The sequence below is a fragment of the Peribacillus sp. P4_B1 genome, assembly GCF_056402395.1.
In genome coordinates, this window is the sequence record NZ_JBFUHM010000001.1 from 231,138 (window position 1) to 250,479 (window position 19,342).

20 protein-coding genes and 2 pseudogenes are annotated in these 19,342 nt (G+C 39.3%); 7 read left to right on the forward strand and 15 right to left on the reverse strand.

Annotated features, from left to right (window positions below):
* Positions 1 to 62 precede the first annotated feature (62 nt).
* From AC1DVK_RS01160 to AC1DVK_RS01170, 3 genes are all read right to left on the reverse strand, one after another.
* On the reverse strand, positions 63 to 1,040 hold the full coding sequence (locus AC1DVK_RS01160) for an alpha-ketoacid dehydrogenase subunit beta (protein ID WP_061462266.1): 978 nt from the start codon (positions 1,038 to 1,040) through the stop codon (positions 63 to 65).
* 3 nt (positions 1,041 to 1,043) lie between these two features.
* Positions 1,044 to 2,159 (reverse strand): pyruvate dehydrogenase (acetyl-transferring) E1 component subunit alpha, encoded by a 1,116-nt coding sequence (gene pdhA, locus AC1DVK_RS01165; protein WP_061462265.1) that lies wholly within the window; start codon positions 2,157 to 2,159, stop codon positions 1,044 to 1,046.
* Positions 2,160 to 2,799: 640 nt separating this feature from the next.
* Positions 2,800 to 3,462, reverse strand: coding sequence for a YkyA family protein (locus tag AC1DVK_RS01170; RefSeq protein WP_477625680.1), 663 nt, complete (start codon positions 3,460 to 3,462; stop codon positions 2,800 to 2,802).
* A 267-nt stretch (positions 3,463 to 3,729) separates the two neighbouring features.
* On the opposite strand from AC1DVK_RS01170, the pseudogene AC1DVK_RS01175 reads away from it, so the two are divergent.
* A pseudogene (locus tag AC1DVK_RS01175) lies at positions 3,730 to 3,834 on the forward strand (YjcZ family sporulation protein); the annotation flags it as partial.
* 206 nt (positions 3,835 to 4,040) lie between these two features.
* A complete protein-coding gene (gene def / locus AC1DVK_RS01180) occupies positions 4,041 to 4,595 on the forward strand; it encodes a peptide deformylase (RefSeq protein ID WP_061462263.1) in 555 nt (184 codons plus the stop codon).
* A 48-nt stretch (positions 4,596 to 4,643) separates the two neighbouring features.
* Here def and AC1DVK_RS01185 read toward each other — a convergent pair whose 3' ends face one another.
* On the reverse strand, positions 4,644 to 5,411 hold the full coding sequence (locus AC1DVK_RS01185; protein ID WP_477625681.1) for a Cof-type HAD-IIB family hydrolase: 768 nt from the start codon (positions 5,409 to 5,411) through the stop codon (positions 4,644 to 4,646).
* A 953-nt stretch (positions 5,412 to 6,364) separates the two neighbouring features.
* On the opposite strand from AC1DVK_RS01185, the gene AC1DVK_RS01190 reads away from it, so the two are divergent.
* The 3 genes and pseudogenes from AC1DVK_RS01190 to AC1DVK_RS01200 form a co-directional block, all read left to right on the forward strand.
* Positions 6,365 to 6,574, forward strand: coding sequence for a DNA-dependent RNA polymerase subunit epsilon (locus AC1DVK_RS01190; RefSeq protein ID WP_061462261.1), 210 nt, complete (start codon positions 6,365 to 6,367; stop codon positions 6,572 to 6,574).
* Between the two features lie 3 nt (positions 6,575 to 6,577).
* Positions 6,578 to 8,248 carry a ribonuclease J1 gene (gene rnjA, locus AC1DVK_RS01195; RefSeq protein ID WP_061462260.1) on the forward strand — a complete coding sequence of 557 codons (1,671 nt, stop codon included), beginning with the start codon at positions 6,578 to 6,580 and terminating at the stop codon, positions 8,246 to 8,248.
* Positions 8,249 to 8,546: 298 nt separating this feature from the next.
* Positions 8,547 to 8,689: pseudogene (locus AC1DVK_RS01200) on the forward strand (transposase); the annotation flags it as partial.
* Positions 8,690 to 8,834: 145 nt separating this feature from the next.
* Here AC1DVK_RS01200 and AC1DVK_RS01205 read toward each other — a convergent pair.
* The 8 genes from AC1DVK_RS01205 to AC1DVK_RS01240 form a co-directional block, all read right to left on the reverse strand.
* Complete coding sequence (locus AC1DVK_RS01205; protein ID WP_089362376.1) at positions 8,835 to 9,494, reverse strand: potassium channel family protein; 660 nt, start codon at positions 9,492 to 9,494, stop codon at positions 8,835 to 8,837.
* A 58-nt stretch (positions 9,495 to 9,552) separates the two neighbouring features.
* Positions 9,553 to 10,683 carry an N-acetyldiaminopimelate deacetylase gene (locus tag AC1DVK_RS01210; protein WP_477625682.1) on the reverse strand — a complete coding sequence of 377 codons (1,131 nt, stop codon included), beginning with the start codon at positions 10,681 to 10,683 and terminating at the stop codon, positions 9,553 to 9,555.
* A gap of 68 nt (positions 10,684 to 10,751) precedes the next feature.
* Positions 10,752 to 11,462, reverse strand: coding sequence for a 2,3,4,5-tetrahydropyridine-2,6-dicarboxylate N-acetyltransferase (gene dapD / locus AC1DVK_RS01215; protein WP_477625683.1), 711 nt, complete (start codon positions 11,460 to 11,462; stop codon positions 10,752 to 10,754).
* 124 nt (positions 11,463 to 11,586) lie between these two features.
* On the reverse strand, positions 11,587 to 12,471 hold the full coding sequence (locus AC1DVK_RS01220) for a LysR family transcriptional regulator (protein WP_061462256.1): 885 nt from the start codon (positions 12,469 to 12,471) through the stop codon (positions 11,587 to 11,589).
* 261 nt (positions 12,472 to 12,732) lie between these two features.
* Entirely contained in the window at positions 12,733 to 14,259 is a 1,527-nt protein-coding gene (locus tag AC1DVK_RS01225) for an MDR family MFS transporter (protein ID WP_477625684.1), read from the reverse strand.
* Positions 14,260 to 14,386: 127 nt separating this feature from the next.
* The gene (gene cbpB, locus AC1DVK_RS01230; protein ID WP_061462254.1) at positions 14,387 to 14,824 is read right to left on the reverse strand and encodes a cyclic-di-AMP-binding protein CbpB; all 438 of its coding nucleotides are present in this window, start codon (positions 14,822 to 14,824) and stop codon (positions 14,387 to 14,389) included.
* A gap of 121 nt (positions 14,825 to 14,945) precedes the next feature.
* Positions 14,946 to 15,092: a hypothetical protein gene (locus AC1DVK_RS01235; RefSeq protein ID WP_089362373.1), complete on the reverse strand. Its 147-nt coding sequence runs from the start codon at positions 15,090 to 15,092 to the stop codon at positions 14,946 to 14,948.
* Between the two features lie 123 nt (positions 15,093 to 15,215).
* Positions 15,216 to 15,455, reverse strand: coding sequence for a YkuJ family protein (locus AC1DVK_RS01240; RefSeq protein ID WP_061462253.1), 240 nt, complete (start codon positions 15,453 to 15,455; stop codon positions 15,216 to 15,218).
* A gap of 184 nt (positions 15,456 to 15,639) precedes the next feature.
* On the opposite strand from AC1DVK_RS01240, the gene AC1DVK_RS01245 reads away from it, so the two are divergent.
* Positions 15,640 to 16,599 carry an MBL fold metallo-hydrolase gene (locus AC1DVK_RS01245; RefSeq protein WP_477625685.1) on the forward strand — a complete coding sequence of 320 codons (960 nt, stop codon included), beginning with the start codon at positions 15,640 to 15,642 and terminating at the stop codon, positions 16,597 to 16,599.
* 94 nt (positions 16,600 to 16,693) lie between these two features.
* Positions 16,694 to 16,927 carry a glutaredoxin family protein gene (locus AC1DVK_RS01250; protein ID WP_061462251.1) on the forward strand — a complete coding sequence of 78 codons (234 nt, stop codon included), beginning with the start codon at positions 16,694 to 16,696 and terminating at the stop codon, positions 16,925 to 16,927.
* Positions 16,928 to 17,013: 86 nt separating this feature from the next.
* On the opposite strand, the gene AC1DVK_RS01255 is transcribed toward AC1DVK_RS01250, so the two are convergent.
* The 3 genes from AC1DVK_RS01255 to AC1DVK_RS01265 form a co-directional block, all read right to left on the reverse strand.
* Entirely contained in the window at positions 17,014 to 17,499 is a 486-nt protein-coding gene (locus AC1DVK_RS01255; RefSeq protein ID WP_477625686.1) for a DUF3993 domain-containing protein, read from the reverse strand.
* A 183-nt stretch (positions 17,500 to 17,682) separates the two neighbouring features.
* A complete protein-coding gene (locus AC1DVK_RS01260; protein ID WP_089362370.1) occupies positions 17,683 to 17,910 on the reverse strand; it encodes a hypothetical protein in 228 nt (75 codons plus the stop codon).
* Between the two features lie 74 nt (positions 17,911 to 17,984).
* Positions 17,985 to 19,190 carry an EAL domain-containing protein gene (locus tag AC1DVK_RS01265; protein WP_410860210.1) on the reverse strand — a complete coding sequence of 402 codons (1,206 nt, stop codon included), beginning with the start codon at positions 19,188 to 19,190 and terminating at the stop codon, positions 17,985 to 17,987.
* Positions 19,191 to 19,342 lie beyond the last annotated feature (152 nt).

Genomic DNA, 19,342 nt, shown 5'->3' on the forward strand with positions numbered 1-19,342 from the left:
GCATTACCGTTAATGCGAAATTACTTTCTCAAGCAGGACATTCATTCCATTGCTTAAGATTGTTAAAACTTCAAGACTTTAGTCGCCGTTTCAATAATGTCTTTATAATTAGGGAGCCATACTGTTTCAGCTTGTGAAAACGCGAATACCGTATCAGCAGCCGCCACTCGCAGTACTGGAGCATCCAAGCTCAAAATGGCACGTTCGTTAATTTCCGCGACAACATTCGCTGCTATACCAGCTTGTTTTTGTGCTTCTTGAACAACGATTGCGCGTCCTGTTTTTTCTACAGAAGCAATGATTGTATCAATATCCAATGGAGATACAGTCCGTAAGTCGACCACTTCTACGGAATGACCTTCCTTAGCCAATTCTTCAGCTGCCTTGATTGATTCCTGTACCATCGCACCATACGTAATAATGGATAAATCCGTTCCTTCTCTTTTCACATCCGCTTTTCCTAATGGAATTGTATATTCTTCCTCAGGAACTTCCTGACGGAAAGAGCGGTACAATTTCATGTGCTCAAGGAAAATGACAGGGTCATTATCACGAATCGCCGAAATCAATAAGCCTTTAGCATCGTAAGGAGTGGAAGGGATAACTACCTTTAACCCAGGTTGCTGAGCCATTAAACCTTCTAAGCTATCAGCGTGCATTTCCGGAGTATGCACTCCGCCTCCAAAAGGTGAGCGAATTGTAACCGGCGCACTGTAACGTCCGCCTGAACGGTAGCGCATACGAGCAAGCTGACCGCTTACGGAGTCCATTACTTCATATATGAAACCGAAGAATTGTATTTCAGGAACAGGACGGAAACCTTGCAAGGAAAGACCGACAGCTAATCCACCGATTCCGGATTCAGCTAGAGGTGTATCAAATACACGATCTTCGCCGAATTCTTTTTGAAGATTTTCCGTTGCACGGAAAACTCCTCCATTAAGACCAACATCTTCTCCAAAAACGAGTACATTCTCGTCATTTTTAAGTTCTGTACGTAATGCTTCTGTAATTGCTTGAATCATCGTCAATTGAGCCATGGCTTACTTCGACTCCTTCTCTTTATAAATTTCATATTGTTCTTTTAAGTTATAAGGCATTTCTTCATACATGTTTTCAATAAGGTCTGTAACCTTTTGCTTAGGTTCTGCATCAGCCTTTTTGATTGCTTCTTTAATATCGTCTTTTGCTTTTTCTATTGTTTCGTTCTCTAATTCTTCATTCCAGAGTTTTTTGTTTTCCAAGAACTTGCGGAAACGAACCAATGGATCTTTTAATTCCCACTCATTATCCATATCTGAAGTACGGTAACGTGTCGGGTCATCCCCAGCCATCGTATGTGGTCCATAACGGTAAGTTAATGTTTCAATCAATGTAGGGCCTTCACCATTAATTGCACGTTCACGCGCTTCTTTAACTGCTGTATAAACAGCCAATGCATCCATACCATCAACTTGGATGCCAGGAATACCTGCAGCCACACCCTTTTGGGCCAATGTTTTCGATGCTGATTGTAAATCAACCGGAGTTGAGATTGCGAAATGGTTATTTTGCACGATGAAGATAGCTGGCGCTTTAAATGCACCTGCAAAGTTAATTCCCTCATAGAAGTCACCTTGTGAGGTTCCACCGTCACCGGTATAAGTGATTGCTACAGCTTTTTTTCCGCGTTTCTTCATACCAAGTGCCACTCCGGCAGCTTGGATATATTGAGCACCGATAATGATTTGAGGGGAAATCACATTGACATCTTCAGGAATTTGATTTCCTTTAAAATGTCCCCGAGAGAATAAGAATGCTTGCCAAAGCGGCAGGCCATGCCAAACGATTTGCGGCACGTCACGGTAACCTGGAAGAATGAAATCCTCTTTTTCCAATGCATACTGGGAAGCGATCTGAGAAGCTTCTTGACCGGCAGTCGGTGCATAGAACCCTAATCTGCCTTGGCGGTTCAGTGATATAGAACGTTGATCCAAAATGCGGGTATAAACCATACGTTGCATTAATTCCTGCAGTTGTTCATCACTTAAATCAGGCATTGCCGCTTCGTTAACGACTTCTCCCTCTTCATTTAAAATTTGGAAAGTTTCAAATTGTTCTTCCACTTTCTTAAGCTGATCTTGAACATTAATTTTAGCTTGTTTAGTTTTTTGAGCCATTTGGCACCTCATCCTTTCATTAAAAAGGTTTGCTATTATTATTCTCTAAAGCAAAAATAGTTTGCTTTATAGTTTCTTCAACAATTCATTGTTTTATTTTTCCCTTAAGACCAATCCCTCAAACGTGGATATGCTTAATATGTCTCAATCTTATTCTGTACCATAAAAAAAATCAAGGAAAATGATACAAGAACTTTTACAGATTTAGTTTACAAGATGAATTAACATCAAGTCAATCACTTGGAGTTCCTTATTTTTTTGATTTACGAGAATCTACAATACTCATACTTCTTCTCTGTATCAGTTTTCGTTTTACAACTGTACTATTAATCCCCCACCATTTTTCAATTTATGGATGAATAAAGATAATATTTCAATCCCTCAGCATATCCAATCGATTCCAAAACCGCTTTAACTAAAGGCATTTGAGCCTTTAAGATAATATTCTAAAAAAATATTCAAACGCTTTCATATCAGTCTGCTGTTAGATTTTCTATTTTCATTTTTTTTTAGTACAGGTACTGAAATTTACCCTCGGCTATCTGCATTTAAAAATCATTCTAGAATTTTTCAGTTTATAGAAAACTGGATCCACAAAAAATGGGCTGTGAGTGAGGATCACAGCCCATCATTACTTATATTATTTTGTTGAGTCAGCCATTTCTATGCCCGAACTGTCATAAAAACTTTCTTTTTTTTGATTGGACTTTACCGTTAATGCATTAAATTGCTCATTCGCTTTCAAAACTTTTGTATAGGAAGTATTGATTTTCTCGATTTGTCCTTGTAATTCATCCATTTTCAAATCCTCTTTTTTAAACAGTTCATATAATTCACGATCATTTGCCAGACTTTGCTGATAGGCATCATATAAGTTGTCGTAGGTGCTATAACGTTCACTCATGACCTTTTTCATTTCAGTCGCTTCTTTTTTTACCCTTTCATCCTCTATTTTCCCGATTTGTTCATCTATCTTATTAAATTGTTCTTTCGAGGATTGCATGCTGCTTTGTTCCTTTTCAATTATTTCCTCCCTTTGGTCAATATTTTTAGTTGCTTCATCTGAAAGCTCGACGATTTGTTCATACTCTTCCAAGCCAAGTTTAATGATTTTCTCATACTGTTCTTTTTCTTTTTTCTCCAAATCATTAAGTGGCTCCTGATTCTCGGTGAAATCACTTTCCTTTTCTGCAGTTTTCTCTAGGATCTTGTGGATTCTTTCTTCCGGTGAACCATTAAAACAACCGGTCAAGATCGCTAAAAAAAGAAGTAAAATAACATATGGACCAAAACGCTTCAACATAGACAGCTCCTTCTGATAGTTCTTTGTAGATTCATATTTCTCTAAATTTCTGTTTAAGCACAGACACTTGTACTAATCATATTCCGAACATGAATTTTTCATTACTGGGCGCAAGCCTACACCCTTTAAACCATACTGCATAGGCTGTAGGGACCGTTTCAAATCAGAGTGGTCAATATTTTACTAATACAAAAACGGAGGTATGAAAATATGTATGGAGGTTACAACCAGGATTGTAGTTATCCGGTTTCCGTTGAACCCAGCTTTGGTTACGGTGGTCAATGTGGTGGAGGCTGCGGCTTTGGAAGCGGCTTCGCCCTAATCATCGTCCTGTTCATTCTGCTCATCATTGTCGGCGCTTGCTTTTGCTAAACAGATAATTACTTTTACCTTTACCCGAAAATGTTATCTATTTACCCTATTCACAAAAAAATTTCTATTTTTTTTTAAAAGACCTCAACAAATAATGGCTGGGATAGGAATTTGTCGACCGATTCCATCCCTCCCATTAACTTTCAGCATTTTTTTTGTTAAAATAACCTATACATATTATAAGAATTTCTATGGGGTGAAAGATTATGCTTACTATGGATGATTTTGTTAAGGAAGACGATCCGATATTAAGGAAAGTCGCGCTGGAGGTTCCACTTCCGGCGTCAGATGAAGATAAGCAACTTTTAGCTAGCTTGATGGAATACGTCCAAAACAGCCAAAAGCCCGATATTGCTGCTTTATACGGGTTAAGGGCAGGAATAGGCTTGGCTGCACCACAGGTTAATGTTTCAAAAAGGATGATTGCGGTCCATTTGAAAGAAAAAGATGATCAACTGTATAGCTATGCACTTTTCAACCCAAAACTCATTAGTCATTCAGTGGAGAAAGCATACTTGACATCCGGAGAAGGCTGTCTTTCCGTTAATCGCCCCGTTTCCGGCTATGTACCACGTTATGCTCGAATAACGGTTGTGGGTACGGACCTGGAAGAAAATTCGGTTCAGCTCCGCCTTAAAGGCACCGCAGCCATTTGCTTTCAACATGAAATCGACCATCTTAATGGAATCATGTTTTATGATCATATCAATCAGGAAGAACCCTATGCCGTTCCGGAAAATTCCATTGCGGTGGAAAGGTAACGTATAAGCGACAAAAACTCCCGTCTTTTGGTTGACGGGAGTTTTTATTTAAATCAGTTCAAGTTCCTTCAAACCAAAAAGTATGYCATCATCATCGACATCCTTCGTTACAAAGTCGGCCTCTTGCTTCACAAGTTGACCGGCATTCCCCATTGCCACGCCATATCCCGCTACTTTTAACATTTCTATATCATTTAAGCCATCTCCAAAGGCGTAAACATCTTCAAGAGCAAACCCGACTTTATCCATTAATATTTTAATGCCTTCAGCTTTTGAACCCCCGAATGGAAGTACATCCGTCGAGTATTCATGCCATCTAATAAAGTGAAAGTCATTATATTTCCCAACAAAATTCCCTTCTTCATCTTCCGAGCAGAATAATAAGGCCTGGTATATTTCATGGTCCTCATAAAAGTCTGCCACATGTTCAGGGTGTGGGAACTTCAAGGTGCTTAATGCTTCTTCAATTCTGCTATGATGTGGGACACTCGATTTCATTGTCTCCTCATTCATGAAAACGATTGGTATTTTATTATTTTCAGCATGTTCGTGGAGCCTTTTTATCTCAGTTATGCTCAAAGGGTTTTTATAAACGACTTTCCCTTCAAAAACAACGTATTGTCCATTGAAACTAACGAATGTATCGATGCCCAGTTCTTCCCTTAAAGACTCGAACATAAACGGTGCCCTTCCAGTGGCAATCGCTACGAAAACCCCGCTATCCTGTAATTGCTTAATGGCTTTTTTCGTTGAAGCAGGTAACTTTTTTTCATGATCAAGCAATGTTCCGTCAATATCAAAAAATACGATTTTCACTAACGATTCACTTCCAATTCATTCATTTTTCCTTTTTTAATATGTACCCATTTAATAATTGTCATCAAGATAAGTCAAGTAACTCTACCGAATTCCACTCAAAGTTACGGTTTGTATTCAAGAATGAGCATATACTATTCTTAATAGAACTAAAACTCAGGTTTTCCATCTTACACTTCTCCCCTCCTTCTTGCCTCTGAAATCACAGTTGTCGGTATGAATGTGCCTTTTTTTTCAAAAATGGGCCAAGTACTTGTAAAGACATATTTACATTATTGAATAATCCTATACAATAATAACTAAGGGAGCGTGATCGCCATGTTAAAAAAGCTTCGTAAAAAGCTTGTTAAACAGTGGAATGATCTTTTAAGAAAAAAATCTATCGCATGATTTGCCATTCATATCCTGCCATGGCCGTCATCCATATGCGAATTTTTTTCGGACAGCCCTTCAAAAACTTGCGGAGGGCTTCTTCCTTGTTGTAAAGTTCTTGTTAAGCATTCTTTCTATCTTGGCATTGATATGCAAGGTGATTACATAATTCATCAAATTATTAGCCGTTGTCTTTTCATGAAACGCTGTACCCAATGGTACTATATAATTAAGAAAGAAATCGTCTGCGAAAAAGGATCCCATTTAAATAAGATAAAGTGAGTAAACTATTTTCGCATGAAAAGAAGCTTGCAGAAACTTTTCTTAGCGATTTAAGTTTTACACATAGTAAAAACGGATAGGATATATGATAGAGGAAGCTATAATTGGATTGATACCCGATATCTGCCATCTATTTTTTTATATACTTTTTTAGACATTGGTATATTTAATTCATCAAAACCCCTTCCGTTTTTATGGCGGAGCTGGGTTTATTTTTACATGATGTTGAAAAACATGAAAAAATTGTTGTTTTTATATATAATGAAAAAAGCAATGCAAACAAGTGAGGAGAGATTAAAATGGTTTTTAAGGTATACTATCAAGTAACCATAGCAGAGGTTCCCATCAGGGAGAATACTAAAACAGTGTTTGTTGAAGGTGAATCTGTTCGTGACGTCCGTTTAAAATTAAAAAAAGAACCTTATAACGTAGAAATTGTACTACCGGTAACCGGAGCATATTTAGAATATGAAAAACAAAATGAAGATTACAAAGTATTGGAGCTATAATTTATGAAATTTGTAAAAAATGATCAAACAGCTGTATTCGCCCTGGGCGGTTTAGGCGAAATCGGTAAGAACACATATGCTGTTCAGTTTCAAGATGAGATCATCGTCATTGATGCTGGAATTAAATTTCCTGAAGATGAACTTCTCGGTATTGACTATGTGATTCCGGATTACAGCTATTTAGAGAAAAATGTAGATAAAATTAAAGGTGTTTTCATCACGCATGGCCATGAAGACCATATTGGCGGGATTCCTTATTTACTTAGAAAAGTGAATGTCCCTGTGTACGGCGGGAAGCTTGCACTTGGATTACTTCGGAATAAATTGGAAGAACATGGCCTTTTACGTCAGACAACCATGATTGAAATCAGTGAAGATGAAGTGATCAAGTTCCGGAAGACTTCCGTCTCATTCTTCCGCACAACTCACAGTATCCCTGATTCTTATGGAATCGTTGTAAAAACGCCACCTGGGCAAATTGTCCATACTGGTGATTTTAAATTTGACTTCACACCTGTTGGCGAGCCAGCAAACTTGACCAAGATGGCTGAAATTGGCAAAGAAGGCGTATTGTGCTTACTCTCGGATAGCACAAATAGTGAAGTGCAGAACTTCACTATGTCTGAAAGCCGTGTCGGCGATACCATTCAAGACATTTTCCGTAAGGTTGACGGCCGGATCATTTTTGCAACGTTTGCATCGAACATCCATCGCCTTCAGCAAGTTGTAGAAGCAGCCGTGGCTAATGGCCGTAAAATAGCTGTTTTTGGCCGCAGTATGGATTCCGCCATATCAATTGGCCAAGACCTTGGTTATATCGTAGCGCCTAAAGATACATTTATAGATGTACAGCAATTAAATCGTATGCCTGCGAACAAAGTAACCATCCTTTGTACAGGCAGCCAAGGTGAACCAATGGCAGCACTGTCAAGGATAGCAAATGGGACTCACCGTCAAATTCAAATCATTCCTGGTGATACAGTCGTATTTTCTTCTTCACCTATTCCTGGTAATACAATCAGTGTTTCCAGAACGATTAATCAATTATATCGTGCAGGTGCAGACGTCATTTCAGGGCCACTGAATGATATTCATACTTCAGGTCATGGCGGACAGCAGGAACAAAAACTAATGCTTCGTTTGATAAAGCCAAAATTCTTCATGCCAATCCATGGTGAATATCGCATGCAAAAACTTCATGCCCGTCATGCAGTCGATTGCGGTGTCCCGGAAGAAAATTGCTTTATCATGGATAATGGTGAAGTTCTTTCCTTAAGTGAAAACACAGCACAAATTGCTGGTAAAATCCCTTCAGGCTCCGTTTATATCGATGGAAGCGGCATCGGGGATATCGGTAATATCGTCTTACGCGATCGTCGGATTCTTTCCGAAGAAGGTCTTGTGGTTGTCGTTGTCAGCATAAATATGAAGGAATTCAAAATTGCGTCCGGCCCTGACATCATCTCACGCGGATTTGTCTATATGAGGGAATCGGGAGACCTGATCAGTGATGCTCAATCCTTGATCACTAAGCATTTAAATAAAGTGATGGATCGCAAAACTACTCAATGGTCTGAAATTAAAAATGAGATTACAGACACTTTATCTCCATTCCTATATGAAAAAACTAAACGCCGTCCTATGATCCTACCGATCATCATGGAAGTCCAATAAACAAAAAAACCCAGCCATCATATGGCTGGGTTTTCAGACTGTGGACAAACTCGATTATAATTGAGTTTGTCCACAGTTTTTTTAGGTTTACTAAATTTGACCGGCGATTGGAACGTAGGGCACTTGCTTTCGGGCATGACTTGGTGAAAGATATTTATTCAAAGGTCTGCTTTCTCTACGATCGCGAAAAAAAATGGGCGGAGCTTTAAAGATACTGGCCTGTTTGAACAGATTTTCTATCGGGTATTGATGATAGCTTCCGAAAGTAAGCGGCGACACGCTATTTTTGGCAAGAATTATGGAAGAAGCAGATCATCTGCGTCATAATGAAGATGTAAAATCAATATATGCGAAACGTAAAGAAACGAAAGAGCGTGTATTCGAAAGACGCAAAAGAAGTATCGTATGCGTTGGACTACTTTAAGGGAACTTAAAAAAATTTTCGCTGCAGGCTATTCTCGGTATCTGCTTCAAAACCAATAAAAAAACAAAAAGGTTTCGGTATGAGACCATTCCGAAACCTTTTTGTTTTCCTTTGATAAAAGAAAGTGAGCGCTGCCTGATACTAATTTAGCAGGACGCTTGCTTATTCTACAATCTTTTTTTCGAAACGATTGATGTCCGAATCCGCTCCGATGACGATCAATATATCACCTTTATGTATTAAATCGCTTGCCTGTGGGGAGACATTTATTTCGTTCCCTCTTTTAATCGCGACGATATTCAGCCCATAGTGGGCTCGGATATCAAGATCAAATATCGAATTTCCATTCATCTTTTGGCTTGCAACAATTTCGACGATGGAATGTTCATCAGATAGCTCCAAATAATCGAGAATATTATTGGAGACGATATTATGTGCAATCCTTCTCCCCATATCTCGTTCGGGGTGCACAACGAAGTCGGCCCCGATTTTACGAAGAACCTTCTCATGATAATCATTTTGCGCTTTTACCGTAACATTTCCGACACCCAATTCCTTAAGCATGAGAGTCGTCAATATACTTGCTTGAATATTCTCGCCAATCGCTACGATGACGTGATCAAAATTACGAATTCCTATGTTTCTCAGCACATTTTCATCTGTCGTATCCCCTACTACGGCATGAGAAGCTATTTTGGCAAATTCATTCACTCGATCTTCGTCTGCATCAATGGCCAGCACTCCTAATCCCTCTTCAGCCAATGTCTTGACTATACTGCCGCCAAAACGGCCAAGTCCAATCACCGCAAATTCTTTTTTCACAATAAGCCCTCCAACATCATTCGTTCTCTCTTTAATGTTCCGTCCTGAAAAGCGTTTTTTAAGCTCTGTTTCCTTTAAACGTTATATAATCCGTCAAATGGTTAATCGCGAGTTCGATCGCACTTTCATCCGGACTCAACTTAGCATGGTGCAATCCGTATTCTGATGAAACCCCTAGCCAGAACATGAAACCTGGAATCTCCTTTAACATATATCCAAAATCTTCACCGGTCATCGCTTCAGTACAGCGATGCAAATGAACATCCGATGCCTTGTCTGTAAATTCCATGAATTCCCGGGTCAGCCTTTCCTCATTATACACCTGGTGATACATCGCACCATAGTCGATTTCTGCCAAGCACTCATATCCAACTTGTATACCATCCACAAGCGCTTTAATTCTTGACTTGACCTTTACCATCGATTCGGGGTTAAGGGTTCGTATTGTGCCTTCTAGCCGCGCTGTCTCTGCAATAATATTTTGAACGGTTCCTCCAGTAATCTTCCCAACTGTAATGACAGCTGAATCAAGTGGATTTACATTCCGCGAAACGATGGTTTGCAGTTGCCCTACAAGCGAGCAGGCCGCGATGACCATGTCTTTTGTTTCATGTGGATAGGCTGCATGCCCTCCTTTACCTTTCAAATCGATGTACAATTCAGATGTATTGGCAAATAGAAGCCCTTCTTTAACGGCAATCGTTCCAACTTGATACTCTGGAGCAATATGTAAAGCAAGGATCATGTCAGGCTTCCATTTTTTCATGGTCTCCGATTTAAGCATCGGTTCCGCACCACCAGGGCCTTCTTCTGCCGGCTGGAAAATGAATAGCAAGTCATCATCGATTTGATTTTCGGCGAAATACGTCAATAATCCCAAACCGATGCTCATATGAAAATCATGGCCGCAGGCATGCATATGTTCCTCATGTTTGGATGCGAAGGGCAGCCCAGTTTCCTCTTTTATCGGCAGACCGTCTATATCTGCCCTATAGCCAATTATTTTCCGAGGGCTCCTTCCCTTCACTTTTACGAATATCCCCGTTCGCCAAGTTTCTATTTCTATTCGCTCAGAGGCAAGACTCGTTATGTAATTCAATAGATATTGCTGCGTCTTATATTCTTTAAATCCTATCTCCGGTATTTGATGCAAATCACGCCGGATCTCGGCAAAAGGATTTGTTTTCACATTATTCCCTCCTATACAGAAAGCGTGGATAATTATATCCACGCTTAAGGCAATATTCACTTAAGAAATTAAAGTTGGCGAAGTTCTTGCATGATCTCTGTTTTTGATTTAGTTTTTTCATCAATTTGTTTAATGACCTTCGCCGGGATACCAGCAGCCACTGAGTAAGGCGGAACGTCTTTCGTTACAATTGCACCAGCCGCTACAACTGAACCTTGACCGATTTTCACACCTTCAAGAACCACCGCATTAGCTCCGATTAAAACATCGTCTTCCAAAATGACCGGTTGTGCAGAAGGAGGCTCGATGACACCTGCTAATACTGCACCTGCACCAACGTGACAGTTTTTACCCACTGTTGCACGTCCTCCCAGTATTGCATTCATGTCAATCATTGTGCCTTCACCAATGACGGAGCCAATATTGATCGATGCTCCCATCATGATCACTGCATTGTCACCGATCGATACTTGGTCACGGATTATTGCTCCAGGCTCGATACGGGCTTTGATGCCTTTTAGGTCCAATAAAGGAATGGCAGAGTTACGGCGATCGTTTTCAACTACATAATCCTCGATTTTTGTCCCCGCTGCCTCGATTGCCTCTTCGACATCAGACCACTCACCGAATACAACCCCTGTATTTCCTGTAATGAAGGTTTTAGAAGCTGGTCCAAAATCCATACCTTCTAAATCACCTTTGACATATACTTTTACTGGTGTCGATTTTTTACTATTTGAGATAAAAGAAATAATTTCATTTGCATCCATTTTATTCATTCCGGGTAAAACCTCCTAATATGTATCATTACTCGTCTTAAATTTAACAGACAAATGCCGGCAAGACAAGTTGAATGTCACTCTTAAATATTATTCTGCCCTATTGACATTTTCGTCATCGGACTCATAACATTCCTTGTTGGCGAATATGCTCTTTTACCACTTCCGTGAATGCTTGGACTTGCTTTAACTGGAAAGCAGATTCATAGCCGCAAAGCCATGTATCCCGTTCGATTGAGTGATTATGCCCATCTAGAAGAGGGATTTTAAAAACATTCGTATCTTTATCATGTAAAGTGATGGCAGGCAGGATTGCATATCCAATGCCGTTAAATACCATTTGTTTGCATGTTTCGATTTGATCCACGACTATGGTGTTTTTGGGTGTCGTTTTAAATTGTCGGTGCCACCAGTCCTGAATTTCCTGGTAATAATTCGAATCGCTTTTAAACTGAATGAATGGCCGGTCCGTTTCAAACACTTGATTCAGTTCCTTCATTTCAGTATCCACCAAATAAAGCATATCTGTAAATAAATGCTGTTTAACCCCTTTCCAATCCGGGGCTCCCCTTATGATTCCAATATGTACTTGCCCTTCATACAAAGACTTTAAAATCTCACTGCTCCAGCCAGTGATTAATGAAATTTTGGCATAGGGATATTTTTGAACGAATTTTTTTAATACTTGCGGAAGCCAATTTTGACCGACAATCGAGGCACAGGCTATTTTCAAAGTACCATATACTTCATGATCCATAGCTTGGATACTTTCCCTGACCTTTTCTTCTTTTTCTATTACCTCATTGGCCAAACGGATTACCGCTTCCCCTGCAGGCGTCAGCGACAGCCCTTTTTGTGAACGCAGAAACAGTTTCGATCCCCAATCCTTTTCTATTGATTGTAAACGCTGTGATAAAGCCGGCTGTGAAACGAACAACCGCTCAGCAGCTTTTCTCATATTCATTTCCTGAGCAAGTACAGATAATAAATGAAATTCTGAAAACGACATACACACCAACCTCTTGATAATTAATTCTTATCATGCTGACTTAATTTATTTACATTTAATTATCAACAAAGTCCGCATATATTACAAGGGAAAAGAAATGGAGTGAATATCCTTTTACGATCATATTATTGCTGGTCATCAGTTTTGCATCATTCAATGCAGGCACATCGACAGCAGAAATTCAACATACGGTCTCGATCGCATGATTGATTCCATGATCATCCGAGTCGCATTTCCCTTCCACTTAAATGCAAGCCCCGATTATGAGTCTGCCTTATTCTCATATGCCTTCTTATTCTTTCTTAGTCTTGTAAGTAACATGAAACTGATTACTGAGAAGACTAGAACAATGAGATAAATCGTTTGTAAAGACAATGTAAGTCCTTCCTGCAAAACTTTTACCACATTTTCAGGAAGCTTCGTACGTTCTTCACTGTTCAACAGTTTATTTGCCGTATCTATCGTCACTCCCGAACCGGATGGTGCATGCTCGTTTAAATAGGCTTGAAGTCTCGTATTCATGATTCCTCCAAGTAATGCTGCACCTACCGTATTTCCTAAATTACGCATGAACATATTAGAAGCTGTCGCAATCCCCCTGCGTTCCCAGCTGACTGTTTTTTGAATGACGACAATGAATGAGGTAGAAGTCAAACCCATCCCTACACCGACAAAGAAGGATCCCATGGCAGCAATAAGGGGCCCTGCTTCTGGCTTCATCCATACTAGGATCAAACTCCCAAGGATCAGCGAGCACCCTCCAAGGAGGGAGGTTGCTTTGAAGCCTATTTTCATCAATAACTTGCCTGATACCATTGAAGCGATCGGCCAGCCAATTGACATGGCTGTCAATGTAAACCCAGCTACCGTAGGAGAGCGTTCCATCACACCCTGAACGAATGTTGGGAGGAAACTTGATAATCCTATCATCATCACCCCTGTCGTCAGAGATACAAGATTCGCAATCAAGATGGAGCGCTCCTGCCAGATTTCAAATGGCATCATCGGTTCGGTTGCTTTCATTTCCTGAAGAATGAATAAGATAAAGGCGATTATGGCCACTAATGCCAGTGAAATGACTGGAGCTGAAGCCCATGACCATTTTACTCCCCCTTCTACGAGTATCACCATAAGAGTGGATATGGATAACGTCAATAGGGTTGCACCAAGGTAATCGATATCACGTTTTTTCTTTTCAATTTTTTCATGAAGGAAAAACCAAATCCCTATAAAAGATAGTAAGCCTAGAGGAATATTAACCCAAAATACAAGCTTCCAAGTCAGGGATTCAACGAGCATGCCGCCCAAAGCCGGCCCCATTACCGCTGAAATGCCCCAAACGCTCGATAGATACCCTTGAACGCGTGCCCTCTCCTCATTTTTATAGATATCACCAACAATCGTTGAAGCTACTGGAGCTACAGCCCCTGCCCCAAAACCTTGTACAAAGCGATAAATGATGAGTTCCGTCATGGAATTGGCAAAGCCGCAAAGAAGGGAGCCAATTAAGAAAACAACGATCCCAAATAATAAGACAGGTTTTCTACCGAGAATATCTGAGAGCTTTCCATATATCAAGACTGTCACAGCGTTCATTAACAAATAGCCTGAAAACACCCAGCTGTAAAGTGAAAAACCACCTAAATCGCTTACAATAGCTGGCATAGCCGTCGAAACGATCGTTCCTTCAATAGCATTCATAAACATAGCCAACATGATGGCAGCTAAAACGAAGGGACGTTTCAATTTTTTATTCTGCACTTTTGCTCTATCCACTGCTTGGCCCAATTTCCGCCATCCTTTCCTAATAAGCAATAACTGTTTTTAGATTTTACCATCAACTGGTACAAATATGTAAAAACAAGAAAACTCGCCAACTGGCGAGTCTTAAGGTTAACCATATTCAGCCACATTTTTATTCAGCTGTATTTTGTTTAAATACTTTTTTCAAGATTGCTCTTCTAGTTAAGATACCTTCAAATACATGTTCGTCATTCTCTACACAGACAAACGGATGATCGATTAACAATTCCACACCCTTTGTCAAAGTATCTTCAATATGCAGGCGAGGTATTTCTATATTCATTATTTCAGAAACTTTTTTATTCTCAAGATTATCGAATTCAATTCGTTCCAGTCCCAAAATTGAATCAAGAATGACTGGTGTGCTGATTAAGCCATGCAGTTTATACATCGGATCTAACACAGGAATGGCCGTATAACCGCTCTTTGTTAATACCAAAAGTGCATGTTCTAAATTATTGGTTACCTGCACGTGGGCCACGCGTTCAGAAGAAATCATTAAGTCTTTAACGCTGGATTCCAATAAATCCCCATCATGAGTACCGATCATGTTAAAACCCCTTACCATATGTTTTTATATACAGCTCTTTCATTAGTTTAACATATGTAAGCAGAAAAGGCTCATTCCTAGATCAATAAAATCCCAAACTGTGGGATTTTGACAAAGCTCCTTACCCCTTACTAGTTTTAATGTTAACCTGTTTAAAACCGCATTCCGGGCATTGATAAATCACATTTTGGTTTGATTGTGCCGTTAATACATTTTCCATTTCCCTTTCTTCTCCGCAAACAGGACAAATTACCATTGGATTTTTCATTTTTATCCCTCCAATTAATAAGATGTCGTAAAAATCACTTCTTCATTCAAAAAGTAATAATTGAACGGTTTCATGCACAATAAAAAAAGCCGCTTCCATGGGAAGGCGACTTTTAATAATTTTTTAAGATTGAAGAAGATCAAAGATTTCAATGGTAATCATATCAATATTATCGAATTGATATTTTGCTGATTTCCCTTTATCACTGTATACTTCAAGCTCGAACATTTCTGTTTTGCTGAAATATGTAACCTGGCACTTTTTCACACCATCTATTTCAAAAAAACGTTGAGCAGATTCAGATTCCTTCGCTTGCTCTTGAAGACTTTTCAATCTGGTAAGAATGCCCTGTAATTGAGACATACTCCCTCTCCTTTCTGAATAAAACCTTTTCGATAGGTTTCACTATACCATACTTTTCTATCCAGTAGCCACGCTGAAATAAATTCAGAATAATTTAAAACTTCATTCTTTACATGGTACTATTAACAGAATAAAATAAGGAATGGATTTTGTACATGAAAAATTTTCTGGAGGTAGATTCTAGTTGCAAAACATTAGTGAACTTGGTTATCGCATTTCATTGATTGATGGTTTTGATTTGAATAGAAGAAATCGAACAGGAACATATGTAATTGCCGATACAGACATCACTTTAGTCGAAACTTCCGCCAGCCCTTCCATCCCCCATTTAATGAAGGGTCTTGAAGATTTGGGAATCTCCCCTGTGGATATTACATATATCATTCTTACCCATATACATTTGGACCATGCAGGTGGAGCGGGACTTTTTTTACAGCATTGTCCGAACGCCAAAGTGATCGTCCATCCAAAAGGTGCACGGCATCTAGAAGACCCAACACGTTTGATCGCTGGGGCTAAAGCTGTCTATGGTGAAGAATTCAATGAGCTTTTCAATCCGATTTTACCTATTCCATTTGAAAGAATGCTGACTTTACATGATAGGGAAGCCCTAAAGACCAGTGATAATTCCTACTTGACCTTTTATGACACCCCAGGGCATGCAAACCATCATTTAAGCATTTTCGATTCCGTATCAAAAGGCATGTTTTCAGGTGACACCGTCGGCATCTTTTATCGTGAACTTGATGAAGAAGGTTTGGAATTTTATTTACCATCCACATCACCAAACCAATTTAATCCCGATGCGATGCTTGCTGCAGCGGAATTGTACGAAAGCATCGGCGTCGAGCGTATATATTTTGGTCATTACGGGGTATCGGAAAACCCTAAGGAAGTATATAAACAACTTCATTATTGGCTGCCCAAATTTGTGGAGACTGCCAAATCGGCATATAGGGAATATGATAGCTTTGAGGAACAAGTAGCGGCAACCAGTAAAAATATTTTCACGGAAGTCGCGGTTCATTTAGGTGAAAAAGGAATCATTACTGATCATCCCGTTTTTGAAATCATCGCCATGGACGTAAACGTTTGTTCCATGGGGCTGATAGACTATCTGATAAAACAGGAAAAGGTTAAGTAAAAAGGTTCCTTCAAGGTTTTTCCCTATTCAAATGTCCTGCGATTCTCTATAATGAAAAAGTACATCTAACATATAGCATACATGGAGGAATGAAATGAAAGACGTAACGCTTTATACCCAACCTGATTGCCCTCCCTGCAAAATCATGAAAATGTTCTTTGATGATAATAATGTCGTATACAAAGAAAAGGATATTAAAGCAGATGGACATGCACGTAAAGAACTAACGAATAAATATGGCGCCTATTCCACGCCAACGGTCGTCATCGATGGGAAAGCCATTATCGGTTTTGAACTGGACGAAATAAAAAAAGAACTGAATATATAGCAAAAAGTCTAGAGAAGGCTGCCCTCCTCTAGACTTTTTCAGGCTCCATATTTTTCAGATGAAGGAAGACTTTCCTTTTGTATACTTCATCTCATTTTTTCGCTTTCATACTTTACGTCCATTACCTTCCAAACGTCATTCTCCTTTTTCAATGTAACTGATTCAACATGTTTTTCCATCGATACCGGTCCGTCCCCAGTGCCCTGGAATTCCTCTTGAACATTAATGACATCACCGTTTTTCCCATATACAATTTCCGTATTCTTGTCATAACTGAAAAAAGGGATATAATACGGAGCGAAATCTGATCCAAATGTGGTATAACCGCCATCGACTTTCACTACATTCGCTTGGACAAACTTCTTGATGAAACCACCTGTGAAATGTTCATCCAGCTTCCCTTCAATCGCTTCCTTAGTACGTACTTCCTCACTGATCGAGCCTTGGTTCTCCATGGCATCTTGTACTAAAGATAGTACTTCCTCTCTATGTAAACCCTCCGCTGAAGCTGTTAACCCTCCTCCTAAAAAAAGAAGGACACTGGCAAGACATGCAACTAGATATTTCCTCATTACAATCATCTCCTAGTTATAGAATTTCTCCTAATGGTTCTGATTTTTGCCTATGCCTTTCAATACCCGTCAAAATCAAAGCCAAACTACAAAATCAAATTCTCCGGGATACCTTGATACCATTGCCCATTCCTTCACAATAAAAAAAGAAGATTTCATGAAATCGAAATCTCCCTCTTGCAATTATTGAAAAGCATAGTAAAAAATAAAACCGGCAACCAAAACCGTCCCGACAAAAAGGGAAACGAATACCGGGTTCTTTAAATACGGATGTTCTTTAACCGAATCATCAATCATCGAATCATATCTGGCTTTCACTTTCTGTGCCCTTGCTACAGAATAAGTATAAAAGAGCAGATATAGCGCCATGACTGTAACGATTATGATTAAAATCCAGATGTACGTGCTCAAAATATGTCTCCTCCAAGTGCATCATTTCTGCTTATGTTACACACTTCAAGGGATTATATACATGAACCGTTTTTCTATAAAAGGGCTTCATTTTCATATAAATAACTATAAGAAAGATCAAAGAAAATGTATTCCTTATCATTCAGGGGATATGAAAAGGTCCGGATGGTTTCTCCCGTTTCGATATCACTGTATAAATCGGATAAAATTCCTTTCTTCTCATTACGCATCTTTACGATGTTTTCGAGAAAATAAGGTCTCCAGCTCCAATTTTTATTCATATATTTGGGTTGTACTAACCATTGCCCGTCCTTATGGAGGATATTGGGTGATTTTTGATACCCCTCTTCATCACAAACATAAAGCCGAAAACATATGTAATCCAATTTTTTCGCCAAACTACGAAGAAATTCTTCATGGGAGCCAACTCGCTTTTGCTGTTTTAAGAAGCTTTGCATATTTTCGTTGAATTGCGAAGTCTTTTGATAAACGGCTTCAAGCTTCTTGGTCTCAAGTGAAATGAAGGACTGACATTCTTGATGGAATTTTTCACGCAATAAATCCTTATTGATGAACTCACCTTCCGGTTTCGCCAAAAAATACCCTTGATAATATCGTCCACCGTTTTTCCATGCAAAGCGAAGCTGGTATTCAGACTCAATGTTCTCAAATAGTAGATTGGCGCCTATTTTTCGCGCAAGCATGGTTAGAGAAAACAGTATGACCTGATAGGCATCTCCACCTGATATGCGAAGCTGGTCCAGGTTAACTTTTAAAATATTCGGAGAAATTTGTGCAATTCGGTCCAATTGCGTGTCTTGTCCTAAATGATCGAGAGCTATCTTAATCCCATATGTTTTAAAATAAGCGAGCACATGCTGCAAAGGGTCTAAGTTTTCCGGACTGATCGTGTCTGATAATTCCAGCACAATCCGGTGCATTTCCTCCGGTTGAAAATGACGATGTAAAATCTCCATGAATTCTTCGCCATGATCCAGCATAAGCAAATTTGGATCTCTGTTAATAAAGATAAGAAAATCTTCACCATAGTCTTTTATTCTTTCCAAGGCTATTTCAAGAACGTAATTATCCACTTCCACCCTGTACTCTTCCGGCACTGCAGAATCGTGAAAAAAAGGGCCAAGGCTTTTATATTCTGATTGTTCCTCATAACGCCCTAAAATTTCATATCCGATTACCTGATGTTGATCTGCACTGAAAATCGGTTGAAAGAATGGTGTCACCCTGTCTAAATTCTTCAATATTTTTTCTGTATCCATGATGCATCTTCCCCCTAATTACGAAACACCAATATGCAAAAATTATACCATTAGTTTCTAGTATTGATAATATATAATTTTAATTCCTACAACATAACTCTTTTTTCAGTCATGATTTTTGAATGAAACTAAACGATTCCTCGTCGAAAAGG